The sequence below is a fragment of the Pseudomonas sp. 9AZ genome, assembly GCF_902506525.1.
Lineage (GTDB): Bacteria > Pseudomonadota > Gammaproteobacteria > Pseudomonadales > Pseudomonadaceae > Aquipseudomonas > Aquipseudomonas peli.
Window position 1 is genome coordinate 3,458,859 of record NZ_LR733840.1, and the last position, 18,062, is coordinate 3,476,920.

15 protein-coding genes and 1 pseudogene are annotated in these 18,062 nt (G+C 57.9%); 7 read left to right on the plus strand and 9 right to left on the minus strand.

Annotated features, from left to right (window positions below):
- Positions 1-386 precede the first annotated feature (386 nt).
- From ALTER154_RS16165 to ALTER154_RS16175, 3 genes are read left to right on the plus strand one after another with little or no spacing between them, the layout of a single operon-like run.
- The gene (locus ALTER154_RS16165; protein WP_160088532.1) at positions 387-1,742 is read left to right on the plus strand and encodes a TolC family outer membrane protein; all 1,356 of its coding nucleotides are present in this window, start codon (positions 387-389) and stop codon (positions 1,740-1,742) included.
- Between the two features lie 32 nt (positions 1,743-1,774).
- Positions 1,775-3,925, plus strand: coding sequence for a type I secretion system permease/ATPase (locus ALTER154_RS16170; protein WP_160090187.1), 2,151 nt, complete (start codon positions 1,775-1,777; stop codon positions 3,923-3,925).
- An 8-nt stretch (positions 3,926-3,933) separates the two neighbouring features.
- Positions 3,934-5,292, plus strand: coding sequence for an HlyD family type I secretion periplasmic adaptor subunit (locus ALTER154_RS16175; protein WP_090256158.1), 1,359 nt, complete (start codon positions 3,934-3,936; stop codon positions 5,290-5,292).
- 6 nt (positions 5,293-5,298) lie between these two features.
- Here ALTER154_RS16175 and ALTER154_RS16180 read toward each other — a convergent pair whose 3' ends face one another.
- The 6 genes and pseudogenes from ALTER154_RS16180 to aceK all read right to left on the minus strand — a co-directional run bounded on the left by ALTER154_RS16180 (position 5,299) and on the right by aceK (position 11,767).
- A complete protein-coding gene (locus tag ALTER154_RS16180; RefSeq protein ID WP_160088534.1) occupies positions 5,299-5,919 on the minus strand; it encodes a tRNA-uridine aminocarboxypropyltransferase in 621 nt (206 codons plus the stop codon).
- Positions 5,920-6,010: 91 nt separating this feature from the next.
- Entirely contained in the window at positions 6,011-7,042 is a 1,032-nt protein-coding gene (locus tag ALTER154_RS16185; RefSeq protein WP_372239959.1) for a methyl-accepting chemotaxis protein, read from the minus strand.
- A 252-nt stretch (positions 7,043-7,294) separates the two neighbouring features.
- A pseudogene (locus ALTER154_RS21350) lies at positions 7,295-7,576 on the minus strand (PAS domain-containing protein); the annotation flags it as partial.
- 184 nt (positions 7,577-7,760) lie between these two features.
- Positions 7,761-7,892 carry a PA1414 family protein gene (locus ALTER154_RS21135; protein ID WP_262498997.1) on the minus strand — a complete coding sequence of 44 codons (132 nt, stop codon included), beginning with the start codon at positions 7,890-7,892 and terminating at the stop codon, positions 7,761-7,763.
- Positions 7,893-7,991: 99 nt separating this feature from the next.
- Positions 7,992-10,031 (minus strand): TonB-dependent receptor, encoded by a 2,040-nt coding sequence (locus ALTER154_RS16190; protein WP_256665648.1) that lies wholly within the window; start codon positions 10,029-10,031, stop codon positions 7,992-7,994.
- A gap of 5 nt (positions 10,032-10,036) precedes the next feature.
- Positions 10,037-11,767 (minus strand): bifunctional isocitrate dehydrogenase kinase/phosphatase, encoded by a 1,731-nt coding sequence (gene aceK / locus ALTER154_RS16195; protein WP_160088538.1) that lies wholly within the window; start codon positions 11,765-11,767, stop codon positions 10,037-10,039.
- A 200-nt stretch (positions 11,768-11,967) separates the two neighbouring features.
- Between aceK and ALTER154_RS16200 the strand changes: the two genes are divergently transcribed.
- A complete protein-coding gene (locus tag ALTER154_RS16200) occupies positions 11,968-12,864 on the plus strand; it encodes a DMT family transporter (RefSeq protein WP_160088540.1) in 897 nt (298 codons plus the stop codon).
- Between the two features lie 67 nt (positions 12,865-12,931).
- Here the strand turns inward: ALTER154_RS16200 and ALTER154_RS16205 are convergent, their stop codons facing one another.
- Complete coding sequence (locus ALTER154_RS16205; RefSeq protein ID WP_090256153.1) at positions 12,932-13,234, minus strand: DUF1883 domain-containing protein; 303 nt, start codon at positions 13,232-13,234, stop codon at positions 12,932-12,934.
- Between the two features lie 154 nt (positions 13,235-13,388).
- On the opposite strand from ALTER154_RS16205, the gene ALTER154_RS16210 reads away from it, so the two are divergent.
- The gene (locus tag ALTER154_RS16210) at positions 13,389-14,420 is read left to right on the plus strand and encodes an RNA methyltransferase (protein WP_160088542.1); all 1,032 of its coding nucleotides are present in this window, start codon (positions 13,389-13,391) and stop codon (positions 14,418-14,420) included.
- A 105-nt stretch (positions 14,421-14,525) separates the two neighbouring features.
- Here the strand turns inward: ALTER154_RS16210 and nfuA are convergent, their stop codons facing one another.
- On the minus strand, positions 14,526-15,110 hold the full coding sequence (gene nfuA, locus ALTER154_RS16215; RefSeq protein ID WP_090386038.1) for a Fe-S biogenesis protein NfuA: 585 nt from the start codon (positions 15,108-15,110) through the stop codon (positions 14,526-14,528).
- Between the two features lie 108 nt (positions 15,111-15,218).
- On the minus strand, positions 15,219-15,908 hold the full coding sequence (locus tag ALTER154_RS16220) for an alpha/beta family hydrolase (protein ID WP_160088544.1): 690 nt from the start codon (positions 15,906-15,908) through the stop codon (positions 15,219-15,221).
- Positions 15,909-16,013: 105 nt separating this feature from the next.
- Between ALTER154_RS16220 and ccoN the strand changes: the two genes are divergently transcribed.
- Together ccoN and ccoO are read left to right on the plus strand one after the other, a co-directional pair.
- A complete protein-coding gene (ccoN, locus tag ALTER154_RS16225; protein ID WP_160088546.1) occupies positions 16,014-17,453 on the plus strand; it encodes a cytochrome-c oxidase, cbb3-type subunit I in 1,440 nt (479 codons plus the stop codon).
- Positions 17,453-18,061 carry a cytochrome-c oxidase, cbb3-type subunit II gene (ccoO, locus tag ALTER154_RS16230; RefSeq protein ID WP_160088548.1) on the plus strand — a complete coding sequence of 203 codons (609 nt, stop codon included), beginning with the start codon at positions 17,453-17,455 and terminating at the stop codon, positions 18,059-18,061. Before ccoN ends, ccoO begins: the two co-directional genes overlap by 1 nt.
- Position 18,062: the final 1 nt, after the last annotated feature.

Genomic DNA, 18,062 nt, shown 5'->3' on the forward strand with positions numbered 1-18,062 from the left:
AGGTCAAAATACCTTTCAAGGAGAGAACAAAACCACTGGCTGTTGAAACGACGTCACACTCAAAAACAATAACGACAAAAAACTGTCACCCTGACTCACGTCGCCCATTACACCAGCAAGATCCCGCCCCTATTTGCATCTGACCATCTGTTTTAGCCGCGCACGCCACTTAAAAGCACGAAATGCACGGCTTCTGGATGAAAACAATGTGCTGCTTTTATCAGTCTGCATAAGATTTTTTTCTTATATGGCTTGTAACAATTTTTTCTTAGCTACGCTGAAAAGTGTTCTTAGCTGTGATGTTACAGGCGGAGAGTAATCAACAAGACAAAAAAGCCATTTTTTTGGCGACGGAATTAAGCAAGTCTTATAAGGAGAGTTTTCAGATGCGCGCACTCAACCCTCTATGGAGCAGTATCGTGCTGGCAGCGGTCTGTACCCAGGCACAAGGCATCACCTTATCGGAGGCGATCCAGAGCACTCTGGACAACCATCCGGAAGTGCATGCCGGGGCCAATAGCCGCCTTTCATCGGATGAAGAAGTCAAAATTGCCAAAGGTGGTTATCTGCCAACCGTCGACCTGCTGATGGGTTATGGTCGAGAAAACACCGACAGCCCCAGCACCCGAGCACTGGGCAATCACAACACCGAAACACTGACCTACGGCACCTCCGAGCTGCGCCTGCGGCAGATGATCTTTGATGGTTTCAATACGCCCAATGAAGTCGAGCGCACCAAAGCAGTGGTCAACTCGCGGGCTTATCGGCTCCTGGGCACATCGGAAAGCCTGGCTCTACGTACCGTTGAGGTCTATTTGGATCTACTGATGCGCCGTGAAATGGTCGAGTTGGCACGTAACAACTTACAAGCCCACCAACGTATAAATGATCAAATCAGCTTGCGCAGCCAGCAAGGCGTTGGCAGCACGGCGGACCTGGACCAATCTGAAGCACGTCTGGCCCTGGCAGAGAACAACCTTTACACCGAGCAGGTAAACCTTGCCGATGCCGAGGCGAATTTTTTCAGTGCCGTTGGCCGTATGCCGGACGAGCTGGACTCGCCCGCCTCACTCAAGGGCTCATTGCCAGAGACCTTGGATGGCGCCCGCCAAGCCGTGATTGATAACAACCCGTTCCTGAAGTCCGCACAGGCCGACGTCCAGGCAGCCGAAAAACAATACGAAGTTGCCAAATCAACCTTCTACCCACGTGTTGACCTTGAGTTGGCCACCAATGCCGACAACAACACCCAGGGCGATGAGGGCCATAACAATGGTTGGCGTGCGGCTGTGGTGATGAACTACAACCTGTTCAACGGCATGCGCGACAAAGCACGCCTACAGTCGACTGCACACCAGATTAATGAGTCGATGGACATACGTAACAACGCCCTACGCGTACTCAACGAAAACCTCTCCCTGGCCTGGAACGCCATGGAAAACGCCCGCCTGCAAACCCCCAAAGCGCGTGATTACGCAGACTACACCGCACGAGTTCGCGAAGCCTATCAACAGCAATTCAGCCTTGGCCAACGCACCCTGCTCGACCTATTGGACAGTGAAAACGAGCTCTTTACCGCTAATCGGCGTTACAGCGAAGTGCGCTTTAGCGAAGAGTTCTCGATGTACCGGGTAACCGCAGCGATGGGTGACTTGTTGCGTCAGCAGCAAGTGGTAGTACCGGCAGAAGCTGTAGCCCTCACTGAAGTGAAGAGCGAGGCCCGTCTGCCGGCAATGAAATAGAACCGGCATAAGGAGTAGTAACCTTGACCACCATGGAACGGCCGGGGTCATCCAGCGATCCGCGTCTTAATCACGACGACCCGCTGCTTGATGGCTTGTTGATTCTTTGCAAACTCCACGGCTGCTCAGCCAGCCGTGGCAGCTTGAGTGCAGGCCTGCCTTTGCCAGAGCAGCGCCTGACCCCTGAGTTACTACCCCGTGCTGCGGCGCGGGCAGGTTTGCAAGGGCGATTGCTGCAACGCGATCTGGCCAGCATCTCAACCCTCAACCTGCCCGTTCTGCTGCTGTTGAAAAACGGCCGTAGCGCGGTGTTGCGTCAATGGGGCCCGAAGAACCAAGCGCAAATACTGCCCTGCGAAGCCGACGGCGGCGAACAGTGGGTCAGCCGTGAACAACTGGCCAACGAGTACAGCGGCCAAGCATTCTTTGCCCGACCACGGCATGAATTGGAAGAAGCACGTTCTCCGCTCGTACCGCGTATCGAAGCCTGGTTTCGCGACACACTGAAGCTGTCGCGTTGGCTGTATACCGATGCCATTCTCGCCAGCCTACTGATCAACTTGCTCGGCCTGATGGTGCCGCTGTTCGTCATGCAGACCTATGACCGCGTCGTGCCCAACCAGGCCACCTCAACGCTCTGGGTTCTGGCCATCGGCTTGTTTATTGGCATGGGCTTCGAGTTGCTGCTGAAAATCCTGCGCTCGCACTTGCTCGATACCGCAGGCAAGAAAACCGATGTGGTGCTATCGGCCACGTTGTTCGAGCGCATCACTGGCATGTCGATGACAGCCCGGCCGGCCACCATAGGCGGCTTTGCCCAGAGCATTCATGATTTTCAGGGTTTGCGTGAATTTCTCACGGCCGTCACCCTTACCAGCCTGATCGACCTGCCCTTCTCATTTCTGATGATTACGGTGATCTGGCTGATCGGCGGCTGGCTGGTGGTCATCCCCTTGCTGGCGTTTCCGATCACCGCGCTGTTCGCCTTTATCATCCAGGCGCGCCTGCGCGATACGGTGGAAAAAAGTCTGCAACTAGCCTCACAACGCCAAGCACTGCTAATCGAAACCCTCGGTGGCCTGGAAACCCTGAAGGCTTGCAGCGCAGAAAGTGAACGCCAGCACCAGTGGGAAAAAACCCATGGTGCCCTCACCCGTCTCGATATTCATGCTCGCTCACTGGCCTCGATCGCCACCAACGGCACACTGTTTCTGCAGCAATTCGCGGGCATGGCCACCATCATCGCGGGGGTATACATCATCATCGCCGGCCAGCTCAGTGTGGGTGCACTGGTGGCCTGTTACATGCTGGGCAGCCGTATTTTGGCGCCGCTGGGGCAGATCGCTGGACTGATCACCCGCTACCAGCAAGCGCGCCTGACCATGACCAGCACCGATGCGCTGATGGCCCTGCCGCAGGAGCGTCAGGCCAAACAACGACCACTAGACCGCACCCAACTGCATGGAGCACTGGATGTACGCGACGTTACATTCAGCTACCCGGGACAAAGTACCCCAGCGCTTGCAGGCGTTAGCCTGCGTCTGACAGCTGGTGAACGTATCGGCATCATCGGCCGCAGCGGCTCTGGCAAGAGCACCTTGGCGCGCCTGGTCATGGCTTTCTACAGCCCTAGCAAAGGGCAAATCCTGCTGGACAATCTCGACCTGCGTCAGCTCGACGTGGCTGACTTACGCCACCAGATTGGTTACGTCGCCCATGACCTACCACTGCTTGCCGGCAGTCTGCGCGATAACCTGACGTTAGGCGCACGCTATGTCAGCGATGCACGCATGCTAGAAGTGGCTGAGCTGACCGGTGTGGTCGATCTGGCCCGACAACATCCGCAAGGCTTCGACCGCCCTGTGGGTGAGCGAGGCCAGCTGCTATCTGGTGGTCAGCGTCAAGCCGTGCTGCTAGCGCGCGCGTTACTACTTGATCCACCCATCCTGCTGCTGGATGAACCCACCAGCGCCATGGATAACACCAGCGAGGAAATCCTGCGCAACCGCCTACAAACTTGGGCCCAGGGTAAAACCATGTTGCTGATCACTCACCGCGCTTCAATGCTCAGCCTAGTCGACCGCCTGGTGGTGCTGGATAACGGCCATATTGTTGCAGACGGCCCGAAAGAAGCAGTGATTGAAGCGCTACGCAAAGGTCGAGTTGGCCCTGCTGCGGTATAGGAACGGTCATGCAAATAAGCACCTCGATTCGCGACTACTTCGCCAGCATGCGCCAGCGCAAGCAGGACACCGAGTTTATGCCGGAAGTCGACGGCGCCATTCTCGAAGACTCGCCCTGGTTCACCCGTATCACCGTCTGGGTGGTGAGCACGTGCCTGATCGTGGCGTTGATCTGGGCCAACTTTGCCGTGCTGGAAGAAGTCACTACTGGTGAAGGCAAAGCCATCCCATCCAGCAAGATCCAGGTTATTCAGAACCTGGAAGGCGGCATCGTCAGCGAGATTTTTGTACGCGAAGGACAGATTGTCGAAAAAGGCGCTGTGCTACTGCGCCTGGATGACACGCGCTTTCTCTCCAATCGAGGCGAAGCCGAAGCCGATCGCCTGGCTCTGGTAGCAAGGGTCGAGCGGTTAACCGCAGAAGCTGAAGGACGCCCCATCAGCATGCCGGCGGATATTCTGCGCGAAGCCCCACAACTGGCTGAGGATGAGCTGGCGCTCTATCAATCTCGACAGAATCGCCTGCAAAGCGAACAACGCACTCTCGGCGAACAGCTGCGGCAAAAAACCCAGGAACTGGCCGAATTTCGCGCCAAGGCTCAGCAATACCGCTCCAGTATGGGCCTGCTGCAGCAGGAGCTGAATATGTCGCAACCCCTGGTCGCAACAGGCGCCATTTCCCAGGTGGAAATCCTCCGCCTGCGTCGCAGCTTGGTGGAAATACGCGGCTCATTGGATGCCACCAACTTGGCGATCCCAAGAGCCGAGTCGGCGATGGATGAGATCAAAAGCAAGATTGAAGAATCGGAACTGAGCTTTCGCTCAGACGCTTTCAAGGAGCTCAACGAAATCCGCACCGAACTGCAGAAGCTCACCGCTACCAGCGTTGCGATTGATGACCGCGTCAGCCGCACCACCGTGGTATCACCCGTACGCGGAGTGATCAAACAACTCAAGGTCAACACCATCGGCGGCGTCGTTCAACCCGGCAGTGACATGCTGGAAATCGTACCGCTGGATGACAGCCTGCTGATTGAAGCCAAGGTACGCCCGCAGGATGTCGCCTTCCTGCACCCTGGGCAGAAAGCCATGGTCAAATTTACCGCATACGACTACACCATCTACGGTGGACTCAAGGCCAACCTCGAACTGATCAGCGCCGACACCATTACCGATGAGGAGGGCAATAGTTTCTACCTGATCCAGGTACGTACCGATAAGAGCCACCTAGGCAGCGATGAACATCCATTGCTGATCATCCCTGGCATGGTTGCCACGGTCGACATCATCACCGGTGAAAAAAGTGTGCTCGACTACCTGCTCAAACCAGTATTGAAGGCACGTTCGGAAGCCATGCGTGAGCGCTGAAATGCCTTATCTGACGCCTGATGCATCCGGCTTGCCGTGGTTACGCAGGAAAGTCTGTTCACCCATCGCCTCAATCTGCCCCTCAATCAATGCCTCAAAGGGTGTGAGCAGCCCATCGAAACAGACCGGAGCCTCAACGATATTCAGGGCAGTCACAATCGCTTCGATGGTTGATAAAGCACCGGGTATCGGCGCTTTGCGCAAGCGATAACGTGACTGCAATCCCTCCGGTAATACAACTCTGGGCAAAGTTGCCAACAATGGATTGAGGTGCAACAGCTTACGGGCTTTGCGCCATGTGCCGTCAGGCACCACCAGCAGCAGCGGCTGCTCACTGTGCTGTTGAGCAAACGCCCGCAACGCTTGCGCATGCTCGCCGGGGAACAACAAACACGCACGATAGCCAGGCGGCTGAAGCAGTGCAGCAAGCGACTCGAAGACCTCACCTACCAGCAACTCAGCATTACTCAGGCCAAGAGCCGCAAGACGTGCGGTATTCAGCGCATGCTTGACCTCACTCGGATGCTGCAGGATCAGCACCCGAGTACGGCTATTTAGGCAGGGAATCAGCGCACATAAACAGCGCTCAATCGGACGGGCACAACGTAGGCATTGCGGGCGTGGCATCGGTTTCTCCTCAGCCGCGCAGTTTGCCATAACACATCGAAAATCGGCCCACCTCAGAGGTGAGCCGACAGGCATCCGGCCAAATCATCACTCAGCGATTGAAGCGCTCCGCGAGGCTGTGCAGATAATCGGCCATATCTTCCAGCTCCTGACCAATGACTGCGCCCTGGTGCGCCTGCTCGGCACTGCGGTCAGAGAGTTGCGCAATCTGCGTAATCTGTCGGCTAATGTCTTCCGCCACATGGCTTTGCTCTTCGGATGCAGATGCCATTTGCTGGCTCATGCCGGTGATACGGCTGACGGCTTCACTGATACCGCTTAACGCGGTGCGGACCGACTCGACACTTTCAACGCTCTGATTGGAAATCGCCTCGCCCTTGCCTGCGGTTACCACCGCACGTTCAGCCCCTGCGCGCAGCGACGAAATAATCTGATGAATCTGCTCGGTCGACTCACGCGTACGTGATGCCAATGAACGCACCTCATCGGCCACCACCGCAAAGCCACGTCCCTGCTCACCCGCTCGCGCCGCCTCGATGGCAGCGTTGAGCGCCAGCAAGTTGGTTTGCTCAGCAATCGAGGTAATCACATCGGCAACGCTGCCAATAGATTGTGTCGAGTTGGCCAGGTCATTGACGGCCTGACCAATGTCGACCACAGCCTTAGCCATATGCTGCATAGAGTCGAGGCTGCCACTGGCAAGTTGCAGGCCCTGTTTAGCCAGCCGGTCTGCTTCCTCAGCGGCATGCGAGGTGCTCTGCACGTTGTGCGTCACCTCCTGAATGGTTGCTGCCATCTGGTTGATTGCAGTAGCGGACTGATCGGTTTCGCTACGCTGTTGATCAAGCATCAGCGCCCCGGAACGTGACAGGTCGGCCGAGCGCGCGGCATGCTTTTTGACATTGTTGCCGGCGTCTTCAATGCGTGTCAGCGCGGTCTGAAGTCGTGCGTCCTCACTGATCATCGCCATATCCAATAATGCCTGTGCACCCCGACTGTCGGTATAGGTCAGGGCGACTAGAGCACTGGTAAATGCCTTGGGGTGCTCGGCAAGTGTGTCCCTGATCAACCTGCTTTTAGCGTGCAGTTGATAGGACCCGAGCCCGAACAGCACCGCAAAAATGAAGCCCAAAAGCCAAGTACCACTGAGCACAGCGTGTGCAGCAAGAATCAGCACGCACGCCAGAATCAGTGGCCATGACTGAATGATATCGTAGGTCCAGTACTCCAGTTTTGGCACAGGAGGCTTGCCCTCACGCAGGCGGGCATAGAGTTTTTCAGCTCGGCGTTTCTGCGCTTCATCAGGTAGAGAACGTACCGATTCGTAGCCAGCCACCCGGCCATTTTCATAGATCGGCGTGACGTAGGCACTGACCCAATAGTAATCACCATTTTTTGCACGATTTTTGACGACGCCCATCCAGGGCTTGCCCTGTTTAATGGTTTCCCACATGTGAGCAAACACACCGGGGGGCATATCGGGATGGCGCACCAGATTGTGCGGCTGACCGAGCAGCTCTTCGCGAGTAAAACCGCTGATCTCGACAAAGGCATCGTTGCAATAGGTGATATTGCTGTTCAGGTCGGTGGTGGAAATCAGCCGTTCATTGGCGGGAAACGTTCTTTCCCGTTGAGTCACTGGGAGGTTCTGGCGCATTGGAGCTATCCCTGTCTGAGCTATTTGCACAACTTCAGGTGTAGGTCTAGCACAGCGCTGACAACGCGCTAGCAAATGCTTGTTTTAAAGCAGGCAATTATGATCTGGGACAATTTGCGCAATAAACGTCAGCCGCCCAGACAAAAACTGACCGTCGCTGACGCATGCAAACAGGCACAAAGACCTAACGCCGTGGAGGTACCGACTTGGAGTCGGGGGAATTACTGCGTACAGGGATTGGCTGCAGTTTTGGCCGTTCACACAGGCCAAGGGCAACCAACAAATCAAGCAAGGCATTCTGCAACTTGGTGTTCATACAATAGCCTCCAACCCAAGACATCGACATAGGTGATTGGACACCTCATTCCAGCCTAGTTCAGGCTGATTGAAACTGCTTCAACTCCGTCGTAACAGGTTAAAACAGGACTCGCAGGCCAGCATAAAAGGTACGCTCGGGACCGGGCTCGAAGTAACGTTCATTGGCGTCGTTGATGCGCAGGTTATCGAAATACTCACGCCCTAGCAGGTTATCGATTCCCACGTACGGTTCCACGCTTTGCTCGCTCATCTGATAACGCTTACCTAGGCGCACATTGAACACGGCATTACCGGGAGCAGACCGGCTATTCGCATCGTCAACATATACCCGCGACTGAGCGCTCACGCCGAGCCGCACATAGGCACCTTGCTGTTCATAAGCCAGTTCGCTGAAGAGGGTTTGCTGTGGAATACCGGGGATACGCTTGCCGGAAAAATCGCCCGCCGTGGTTTGATACGTCTCAAAACGGTAACGATTAAACGCATAGGCCGCAGACCAACGCCAATGATCGGCCAGTTGCCAATCCAGGCTCAACTCAAGGCCATCACGGCGTGACTCACCGGCATTGCGATAAAAGTTACGTCCAGGCTGGGCGGGCAGACTAAAGCCCACCAACTCATCTTCAAGCTCAATGCGGTACAGCGATACGGCATAACGCAGCGCAGGCCATTCGCCTTTGATGCCCAACTCACGACTAAACGCCTGAGCCGGCTGCAAGGCGCTGTTGAAGCCACCGCCTTGTGGATTACCCAACTCACTGATGGTGGGTGTTTCAAAAGAGCTGGCCAGGCGCGCATAGAGCGATTGTTGCGGGGTGATGCGATAACTCAGACCGGCGATGTAATTCCAATCTTCCAGGCTGCGCGAGCCTGAGTCATTGCGATTATCGACCAGATAAAAATCATCCACTGCTAGACTTACCTGGTCATAACGCAGCCCAAGCGTGGCCTGCCACTGCTCGTTCAGGTCGATCTGATCTTCGATAAACAGCCCCTGGCTCAGCGCTGATTCATCTTGTTGTTGACGCAATTGTCCACGCTCACCAAGCAGGTTGTCATACCGCCGACGATCATCACGCTGCGCCTCTAGCTCGAAGCCTGTGGTGATTTTATGAGGCAGGCCGATCAGCTCACGGTAATGGCTGTACTGCCCACCAACGCCGCTGAAATAGCGTTTGAAGGTCGTCTGCCCGCTGGTGGCAAACCCCAACTGATTGCCAAACTCGCGGTGCCCTAGGTAACTGCGCAGCTGGTACTCATCAGCCCCCGCAGCGTAGCCATCCCAGACCAGCCCCAAGCGCTGTTGACGAATGTATTCATCGGCATCAAATCGCAGGTTATTTGGCGCTGCCTGACGACGATCCCTTTTTACTTCAGCGGCAGTCAGGCCGCCCGGATCTTCAGCACGGTTGTCGATGGCATTGAAATTCAGGCGCAGACGCCCCGTGGGCGCATACCAGCGCAGCTTGCCGGTGAGGCTGTTGGTGTGCGCCTGGCTGTGTTCGCGATAGCCCTCTAAAACCGTGCTATTGAAGGCGAGCAAACCACTCAGGTTGCCGGCGCTGCCACCAATTTCGCCACGTGTACGCTGATAACCCAGCCCAGCCGCACTGAGGTCCAACTGCATCGTGGGCACTATTGGTGGCTCGCGCGTTTCAATTGCCAGCACGCCGCCTGCGGCATTGCCGTACAGCACCGAAGCCGGGCCACGTAGGACCTCCATTCGTTCAACCAAGCCCAGATCAAGGCCGTCGAGCTCAGTTTGGCCATCGGGCATGGTCAGGGGCACGCCATCGACCAGCACGCGAATGCCGCGCACGCCGAAGTTGCCCCGTGCGCCAAACCCGCGAATCGCAGGGCGCAGGCCTTGAGCCAGGTTGTAACGATTGAGACTGAACACGCCGGGCACGCGCGCCAGCACAGCATCCAGCGCGAGGTTCTGCTCACCGGGCGCAACGCCCGCATCAATAACTGTGACGGCGGCCGGCGTGTTCAACCAGCGCGCAGTGCTACGTGGCGAAGTGATCAGCAATGGCGCTAGTTCGACGGCAGCCTCGCCTGATTCAGCCGCCCTCACAACAGCGCTATCCGCCAGTAGCCAGGCACCGGCGGCAATCGCACAACACGACAGGCGCACGCTGCTCAATACTCCCTGTCGGCTTGATCCTTGCGCCGATACGGGAATACATCGATGACCTTGCCGGCACGAATGGCATCTTGCAGGCTCTTCCAATAATCGGCGTCATACAGCTCGCCATGCAGTTCGTTGAACAGCTTGCGCTGCTGCATATCGGCAAACAGGAACGGCGGAAACTCCTCGGGGAACACATCCAGCGGCGCCACGGAGTACCAGGGCTCGGACGACATTTCATCCTCGGGGTAACGCGGTGGCGGAATGCGCCGGAAGTTGGCCTCGGTGAGGAAGCAGATCTCGTCGTAGTCATAGAACACCACGCGGCCATGACGGGTAACGCCGAAGTTTTTCAGCAGCATGTCGCCAGGGAAGATATTGGCTGCTGCCAGCTGCTTGATGGCTAAGCCATAGTCGTCCAGCGCTTCGCGCACCTGAGCTGCACTGGCGCTTTCCACATACAGGTTGAGTGGAGTCATGCGCCGCTCAGTCCAGCAGTGGCGTACCAGCACCGTATCGCCCTTCACCTCGACGGTGGACGGCGCGACTTCCAGCAGCTCGGCCAGGCACTCGGGGTCGAACTTACTCAGCGGAAAGCGGAAATCGGCGAACTCCTGGGTATCGGCCATACGCCCTACCCGGTCGACGGTTTTTACCAGCCGGTACTTCTCGATCACCGTATTGCGGTCGACGTTTTTTGACGGCGAAAAACGGTCCTTGATGATTTTGAATACGGTATTGAAACCCGGCAGGGTAAACACGCTCATCACCATGCCGCGAACCCCGGGGGCCATGACGAACTTGTCATCGGTGGTGGCCAGGTGATTGATCAGCGCACGGTAGAACTCCGACTTGCCGTGCTTGTAGAAGCCGATTGAGGTGTACAGCTCGGCAATATGCTTGCCGGGCAGAATGCGTTTAAGGAAGCCGACAAACTCCGCCGGATAGCCCACCCTCACCATGAAATAGGAACGGGTGAAGGAGAAGATGATCGACACCTCCGCTTCATCGGTGATCAGCGCATCAATCTGAATGCCCTGCCCTTCGCGGTGCAGCAGTGGAATCACCAACGGCCATTGCTCATCGCGGGTGTAGATACGCCCAACCAGGTACGCGCCTTTGTTGCGATAGAGGCGCGAGGCGAACAGCTCAATGCGCAGGTCCGGGTCCTTGCACACCCAATCCGGCAAATTGGCATGCAGTTGCTTGAGCAGCCGCGCCAGATCGCGCTCCAGGTTTTCATAGCCGACTTCGAAACTGAAATCCTCGAAAATCTGCCGCAGTGCCTGTTCAACATTGCCCTTGGGTTCGTACAGCCGTGTTTGCGGCGCCCGCTCATTCACCCGCAACGCTGGGCGCGTAGTGTGGATAAACATGCAGCCATCGTTGATCTGGTCATGGCTGAATAGCCCGCAAAAGATCGAGTTGAACCAGGTTTCCGCCAGCTCATCGTCGTAGCGCAGGTCGATCTGGGCGATGTAAGCCGACTTCACCAGCGGCCACTGCGCCACATCCAGCAGCACCTGCGCTTCGTACTCCTGACTCAGGCGCGTGCTGACCGCACCGACGCACTCTTCATAGAGGGCAATACGTGCGGCTGAAGCCTGTTGAATTTCCTGCCATTGCGCCTGTTCGAATCGCACCCGCGCGCCATTGGTGATCTGCCTGAACTGCTCACGGTAATCATCGAAGCCGTCGAGGATAAGTGCGGCAATCGCGCTGGCCGGCCATTGCTGTGGCATATACGAACCCCTGCAGATCAAATGCGGATAATCCACCGAGCTTATCCAGTGGCCGCACCAAGTAAAAGCCGGCAATGCCTGAATACAGATTTATCTGCCACGAAATATTGCCATTCGACCGCTTTGAAAGCGCATTTCGAATTGCCTTGGCGTACGCGCCCAGCAACACTGCTCGCCTTTCTTAATGTGTGGAGTTCGTTGTGCGTCTTGCCGACCTGATCCGTCTGCTGTTGCTGGCTGCCATCTGGGGCGCCAGCTTTCTGTTTATGCGCATCGTCGCGCCCGTACTGGGCAGCATGCCAACCGCATTTTTCCGCGCCAGCTTGGGCATGCTTGGCTTATTCGCCATTCTGTTACTGATGCGGGTGCGGTGGGACTTCAGCGGCAAACTCAAACACTGCCTGATCCTCGGAGTAATCAACGCTGGCTTGCCCTCAGCCATGTATTGCATGGCTGCACTGGTACTGCCCGCGGGCTACTCCGCGATTCTGAATGCCACCACACCCATGATGGGGGTGCTAATCGGCATGCTGTTCTTTGCTGAAGCAATGACCTGGAGCAAAGCCGCCGGGGTGGCCATCGGCCTGTTCGGGGTAGCGGTGCTGACCCGCACCGGTCCGGTGGAGTTTGATTTACCGCTGCTCTGGGGCGCCGCAGCCTGCATGGTGGCTACCGCCTGTTACGGTTTTGCCGGCTTTCTAACGCGACGCTGGATCGGCCAGCAAGGCGGCCTGGATAACCGTCTGACCGCCTTTGCCAGCCTCTGTGGTGCCAGCCTGTTTCTACTGCCCTGGTTCGCCGGCTCTCTGGTTGTGCAGCCGCCGGCCAACTGGGGCGGACTAGAGGTCTGGCTGTCCCTGGCTGGGCTTGGCTTTATCTGCACCGCCTTCGCCTATGTGCTGTATTTCCGCCTGCTCAGCGATATCGGCCCGATCAAGGCCAGCACCACCACCTTCCTGATCCCACCATTCGGCGTACTCTGGGGCGCCTTGCTGCTGGACGAGCCACTGTCCTGGGCCTACCTGTATGGCGGCGTGCTGATTGCCATTGCGCTTTGGCTGGTGGTACGGCCTAGCGCAACGGTCAAACCCACCTGACTCCCCCAACACAAAAAAAGCCCGCTGTTTAAGCGGGCTTTTTTGCGGCTCAGGTTCAAACCAGGGATCAGCTCAGCCGCGAGGTCGACTTGCGCACGATTTTGATTGAATGCTTGAGCGTCGGCTTGCGTGTGACGCTGATTGCTTTGCGCGAGACCGTATCGATGGTGATGTTCCAGAAACCACTGCTCGGTACAGTGATCTTGGCCGGGAAGGTATCGAATGCACCACCATGGTAGGTGTGTCGGCCGCCATTCTTGAAGCTGCGGAAGTTGGCATCGCTCATCAGGCGAATATTGCAGGTCTGCGAGCACTCGATCACGACGACGTCGTCTTCGTTGAGGTGTTCGCGCTGGTGTATAAATTTCATCTACCGCTCCGCACAGCTGGGTCAGGCCAATCAGGTCGCTAGTATGAGTGCCTGAGGCGGCTTGAGCAAAGACTAAGCGGTTTTGCCTCACTCCGACGCCTGCCCACCGCCACACATACCACCGCAAGCTGGCCGGTGATAGCATGCGCGCCCCATGCATATTCACGACTTTCACCAACGCCTCACCGACCTCGGTGCCAAGCCCATGCACATCGGGCGAATTACCCGTGCCTGGCTGCGCGGTATGCCGCTGGATACCGGTACGCGCAACCAGAAGACCGAGAACTTCCTGCCGCTGGCGGTACGCAATGCCCTGCCCGAGATAAGCAGCGAACTTGATGGACTGGCGCGCCTCAGCTCCGAACACCCGGCGACGGACGGCTCGGCGCGTTTGCTGGTGGAGTTGGCCGACAAGCAGATGGTGGAAAGCGTACTGCTGCCACGCGATGGTCTGTGCGTCTCCAGCCAGGTAGGTTGCGCGGTGGGCTGCGTGTTCTGCATGACCGGCAAAAGCGGCCTGCTACGCCAGTTGAGCACCGCGGAGATAGTCGCCCAAGTGGCCCTGGCGCGGCGCTTTCGCGCGGTGAAAAAAGTGGTGTTTATGGGCATGGGCGAGCCGGCGCATAACCTGGATAACGTGCTCGAAGCGATCAACCTGCTCGGCACCGAGGGCGGTATCGGCCAGCGCAACTTGGTGTTCTCTACCGTCGGCGACCCACGGGTGTTCGAGCGTTTGCCGCAGCAGCAGGTCAAGCCGGCGCTGGCACTGTCGCTGCATACAACCGATGCCGAGCTGCGCCAGACGCTACTGCCGCGCGCGCCGCGTATTGATCCTGAAGAGCTGGTGGAACTGGGCGAAACCTACGCGCGGCAGATCGATTACCCAATCCAGTACCAGTGGACGCTGCTCAAGGGCATCAACGACAGCCAGGAGGAGATGGACGGCATCCTGCGCCTGCTCAAGGGCAAGTACGCGATCATGAACCTGATCCCCTACAACAGCCTGGAAGCAGACGAGTTTCAGCGCCCCGATGGCGACCGCATCGTGCAGATCGTGCGTTACCTGCACAGCCGTGGTGTGCTGACCAAGGTGCGCAACTCGGCGGGTCAGGACATTGATGGCGGCTGCGGGCAACTGCGCGCACGGGCGACCGAGGTGATTGATCGGCGCAAAAGCCGTGCATAAGTGATGATCGCACTGTTGCGTCGCGGCTAAAGCCCTCCCACACCAATGCACTAAGCAGCATAAAAAATGCCCGCAGAGCGCGGGCATTTTTATTTGGGCAGTTACTCAGTAGTAGGCATTTTCCTTGATGCTGTGGTCGGTCACGTCACGCACGCCTTTGAGTTCAGGGATGCGCTCAAGCAGGGTTTTCTCGATGCCTTCCTTGAGGGTCAGGTCAACCTGGCCGCAGCCCTGGCAGCCGCCGCCGAATTTCAATACGGCGATGCCGTCGTCAACCACGTCGATCAGGCTGACTTCGCCGCCATGGCTGGCCAGGCCGGGGTTGATCTCGGTCTGCAGGTAGTAGCTGATGCGCTCGTTGATCGGGCTGTCTTCGTTGACCATCGGCACTTTGGCGTTTGGCGCCTTGATGGTCAGCTGGCCGCCCATACGGTCGGTGGCGTAGTCAACCACGGCGTCTTCCAGAAACGGCTCGCTTACAGCGTCGATCCAGGCGGTGAAGCTGGCCAGACCCAAAGCGGTGTCTTCGGCCTTCTGCTCGCCCGGCTTGCAGTATGCAATGCAGGTTTCAGCGTACTGGGTGCCTGGCTGGGTAATAAATACGCGGATGCCGATGCCCGGGGTGTTCTGCTTGCTCAGCAGATCAGCCAGATAATCGTGGGCAGCGTCGGTAATGGTAATGGTGCTCATGGCAACTCCTCGCAAACATGGGCGCAGTGTACGCCACTCACCCGCGCCGGCAAAGTCCTAGTGTTTTAGTAGGAATAACAGTCATTCATTAAACGCCAGCCCTGCCGCCTATGCGCAGAGGAACTGCGCAATCGCATCGGCCGCCGTCTGCATGTGTTGCTGATGGGTGAAGCCCGAGCTTTTTAGCGGCTTGAGGTCATGATCCCCAGCGGTTAACCAGCACAATTTGATCGTTTCAGAGAGTGTGTAGTCCGCCACTGTCTGACGATCCCCCAGGGCATCGCGCTCGCCCTGAATGATCAACGTCGGCGTGCGCAGGTCACTCAGGTGCGCGACCCGCGGCTTTTCTGGTTTGCCTGCGGCATAAAAGGGATAGCCCAGGCACACCAGCGCGTCGGCGCCTAACTCATCGGCCATCAGGCTGGCCATGCGTCCACCCATAGACTTGCCGCCAATGGCCAACGGCCCTGCGACCTGTTGGCGCACCTGCCGAACCTGGGTATAGACCTCGCGCCATTGCTCAAGCAGTTTGACCTGGGGGTTGGGCGGGCGTTTTTTGCCGTCCAGACGCCGCGCCGCCATGTAGGCGAACTCGAAGCGCAGTACGGCAACCCCACGCGCAGCAAGGCTTTGCGCCATGGTTTGCATAAACGCGCTGTCCATCGGCGCACCAGCGCCATGGGCCAGAATCAAGGTAGCGCGCGTCTCACCAAGCGGGCGATCCCACAGCCACGCGCCCTCACCCTGCCCCTGCACGTATTGATCCCCGTCAATACCCGCAACCTGCCCTTTGCTCATGCTTGCCTCGCTTAAAGAATCCGTTGGACTGCGACGCAGATCGTACAAGCCCGCAGCCGCTGATTTTCGATGATCTGCCTATAAACCGTGGATGGAAGCCCAGACATGAACACAGCAACCAGTTCCGCCTACAACTACAGGGTGGTTCGCCAATTCGCCATCATGACGGTGGTGTGGGGCATTGTCGGGATGGGGCTCGGCGTATTTATCGCCGCGCAACTGGCCTGGCCCGAACTCAACTTCAACCTGCCGTGGACCAGCTTCGGCCGCCTGCGCCCGCTGCATACCAACGCGGTGATCTTCGCCTTTGGCGGTTGCGCGCTATTCGCCACCAGCTATTACGCCGTACAACGCACCTCGCAGGCCACCTTGTTCGCACCCAAGCTTGCCGCCTTCACCTTCTGGGGGTGGCAACTGGTGATCGTTCTGGCGGCCATCAGTTTGCCCATGGGCTGGACCAGCTCCAAGGAATACGCCGAACTGGAATGGCCGATCGACATTCTGATCACCATTGTCTGGGTCAGCTACGCCATCGTGTTCTTCGGCACGGTCATGAAGCGCAACGTCAGCCACATTTATGTGGGTAACTGGTTCTTCGGTGGTTTTATCCTCACCGTGGCGCTGCTGCACCTGGTCAATAACCTGGAAGTGCCGGTCACCCTGACCAAGTCCTACTCGGCCTATGCCGGGGCCACCGATGCAATGATCCAGTGGTGGTACGGCCACAACGCCGTGGGCTTCTTCCTCACGGCAGGCTTTCTGGGGATGATGTACTACTTCGTGCCCAAGCAGGCCGGTCGCCCGGTGTATTCCTACCGGTTGTCCATCGTGCACTTCTGGGCGCTGATTGCCGTGTATATCTGGGCCGGCCCGCACCACCTGCACTACACCGCGCTGCCGGACTGGGCGCAGAGCCTGGGCATGGTGATGTCGCTGATTCTGCTGGCACCCAGCTGGGGCGGCATGATCAACGGCATGATGACCCTCTCAGGTGCCTGGCATAAGCTGCGCACCGACCCGATCCTGCGCTTCCTGGTGGTCTCCCTGGCGTTCTACGGCATGTCGACCTTCGAAGGTCCGATGATGGCGATCAAGACCGTCAACGCCCTGTCCCACTACACCGACTGGACCATCGGCCACGTTCACGCTGGTGCCCTTGGCTGGGTGGCCATGGTGTCCATCGGTTCGCTCTATCACATGCTGCCCAAAGTCTTCGGCCGCGACGAAATGCACAGCATCGCCCTAATCAACGTGCACTTCTGGTTCGCCACCATCGGCACCGTGCTCTACATCGCCTCGATGTGGGTCAACGGCATCGCCCAAGGCCTGATGTGGCGTGCAGTCAACGAAGACGGCACCCTCACTTACTCCTTCGTCGAAGCGCTGGAAGCCAGCCACCCCGGCTTTGTGGTGCGGGTGATCGGCGGTGCGATCTTCTTCGCCGGCATGCTGGTGATGGCCTGGAACGTCTGGCAGACCGTGCGCCATACCAAGGCAGCCGAGATGGACGCCGCCGCGCAGTTTTCGCTTGAGGGAGCCCACTGATGAGACACGAAATACTCGAGAAGAACATCGGCCTGATGGCGCTGATGATGGTGCTGGCGGTGAGCATCGGCGGTCTGACGCAGATCGTCCCGCTGTTCTTCCAGGACGTGACCAATGAGCCGGTGGCGGGCCTAAAGCCCTACACCGCGCTGCAGCTGGAAGGCCGTGACATCTACATCCGCGAGGGCTGCGTCGGCTGCCATTCGCAGATGATTCGCCCGTTCCGCGCAGAAACCGAGCGCTACGGCCACTACTCGGTCGCTGGCGAAAGCGTCTACGACCACCCCTTCCTTTGGGGCTCCAAGCGTACCGGGCCAGATCTGGCACGCGTTGGCGGCCGCTACTCGGATGAATGGCACCGTGCGCACCTCTACAACCCGCGCAATGTGGTGCCGGAATCGAAGATGCCGGCCTACCCTTGGCTGGTAGAAGGCACCCTGAGCGGCCAGGACACCCCGGCCAAAATGAAAGCACTGCGCCTGGTTGGTGTGCCCTACAGCGACGACGACATCGAAGGCGCGAGCGAGGCTGTCAAAGGCAAGAGTGAAATGGACGCCCTGGTCGCCTACCTGCAAGTGCTCGGCACAGCCGTGAAGAACAAGAGGTAGG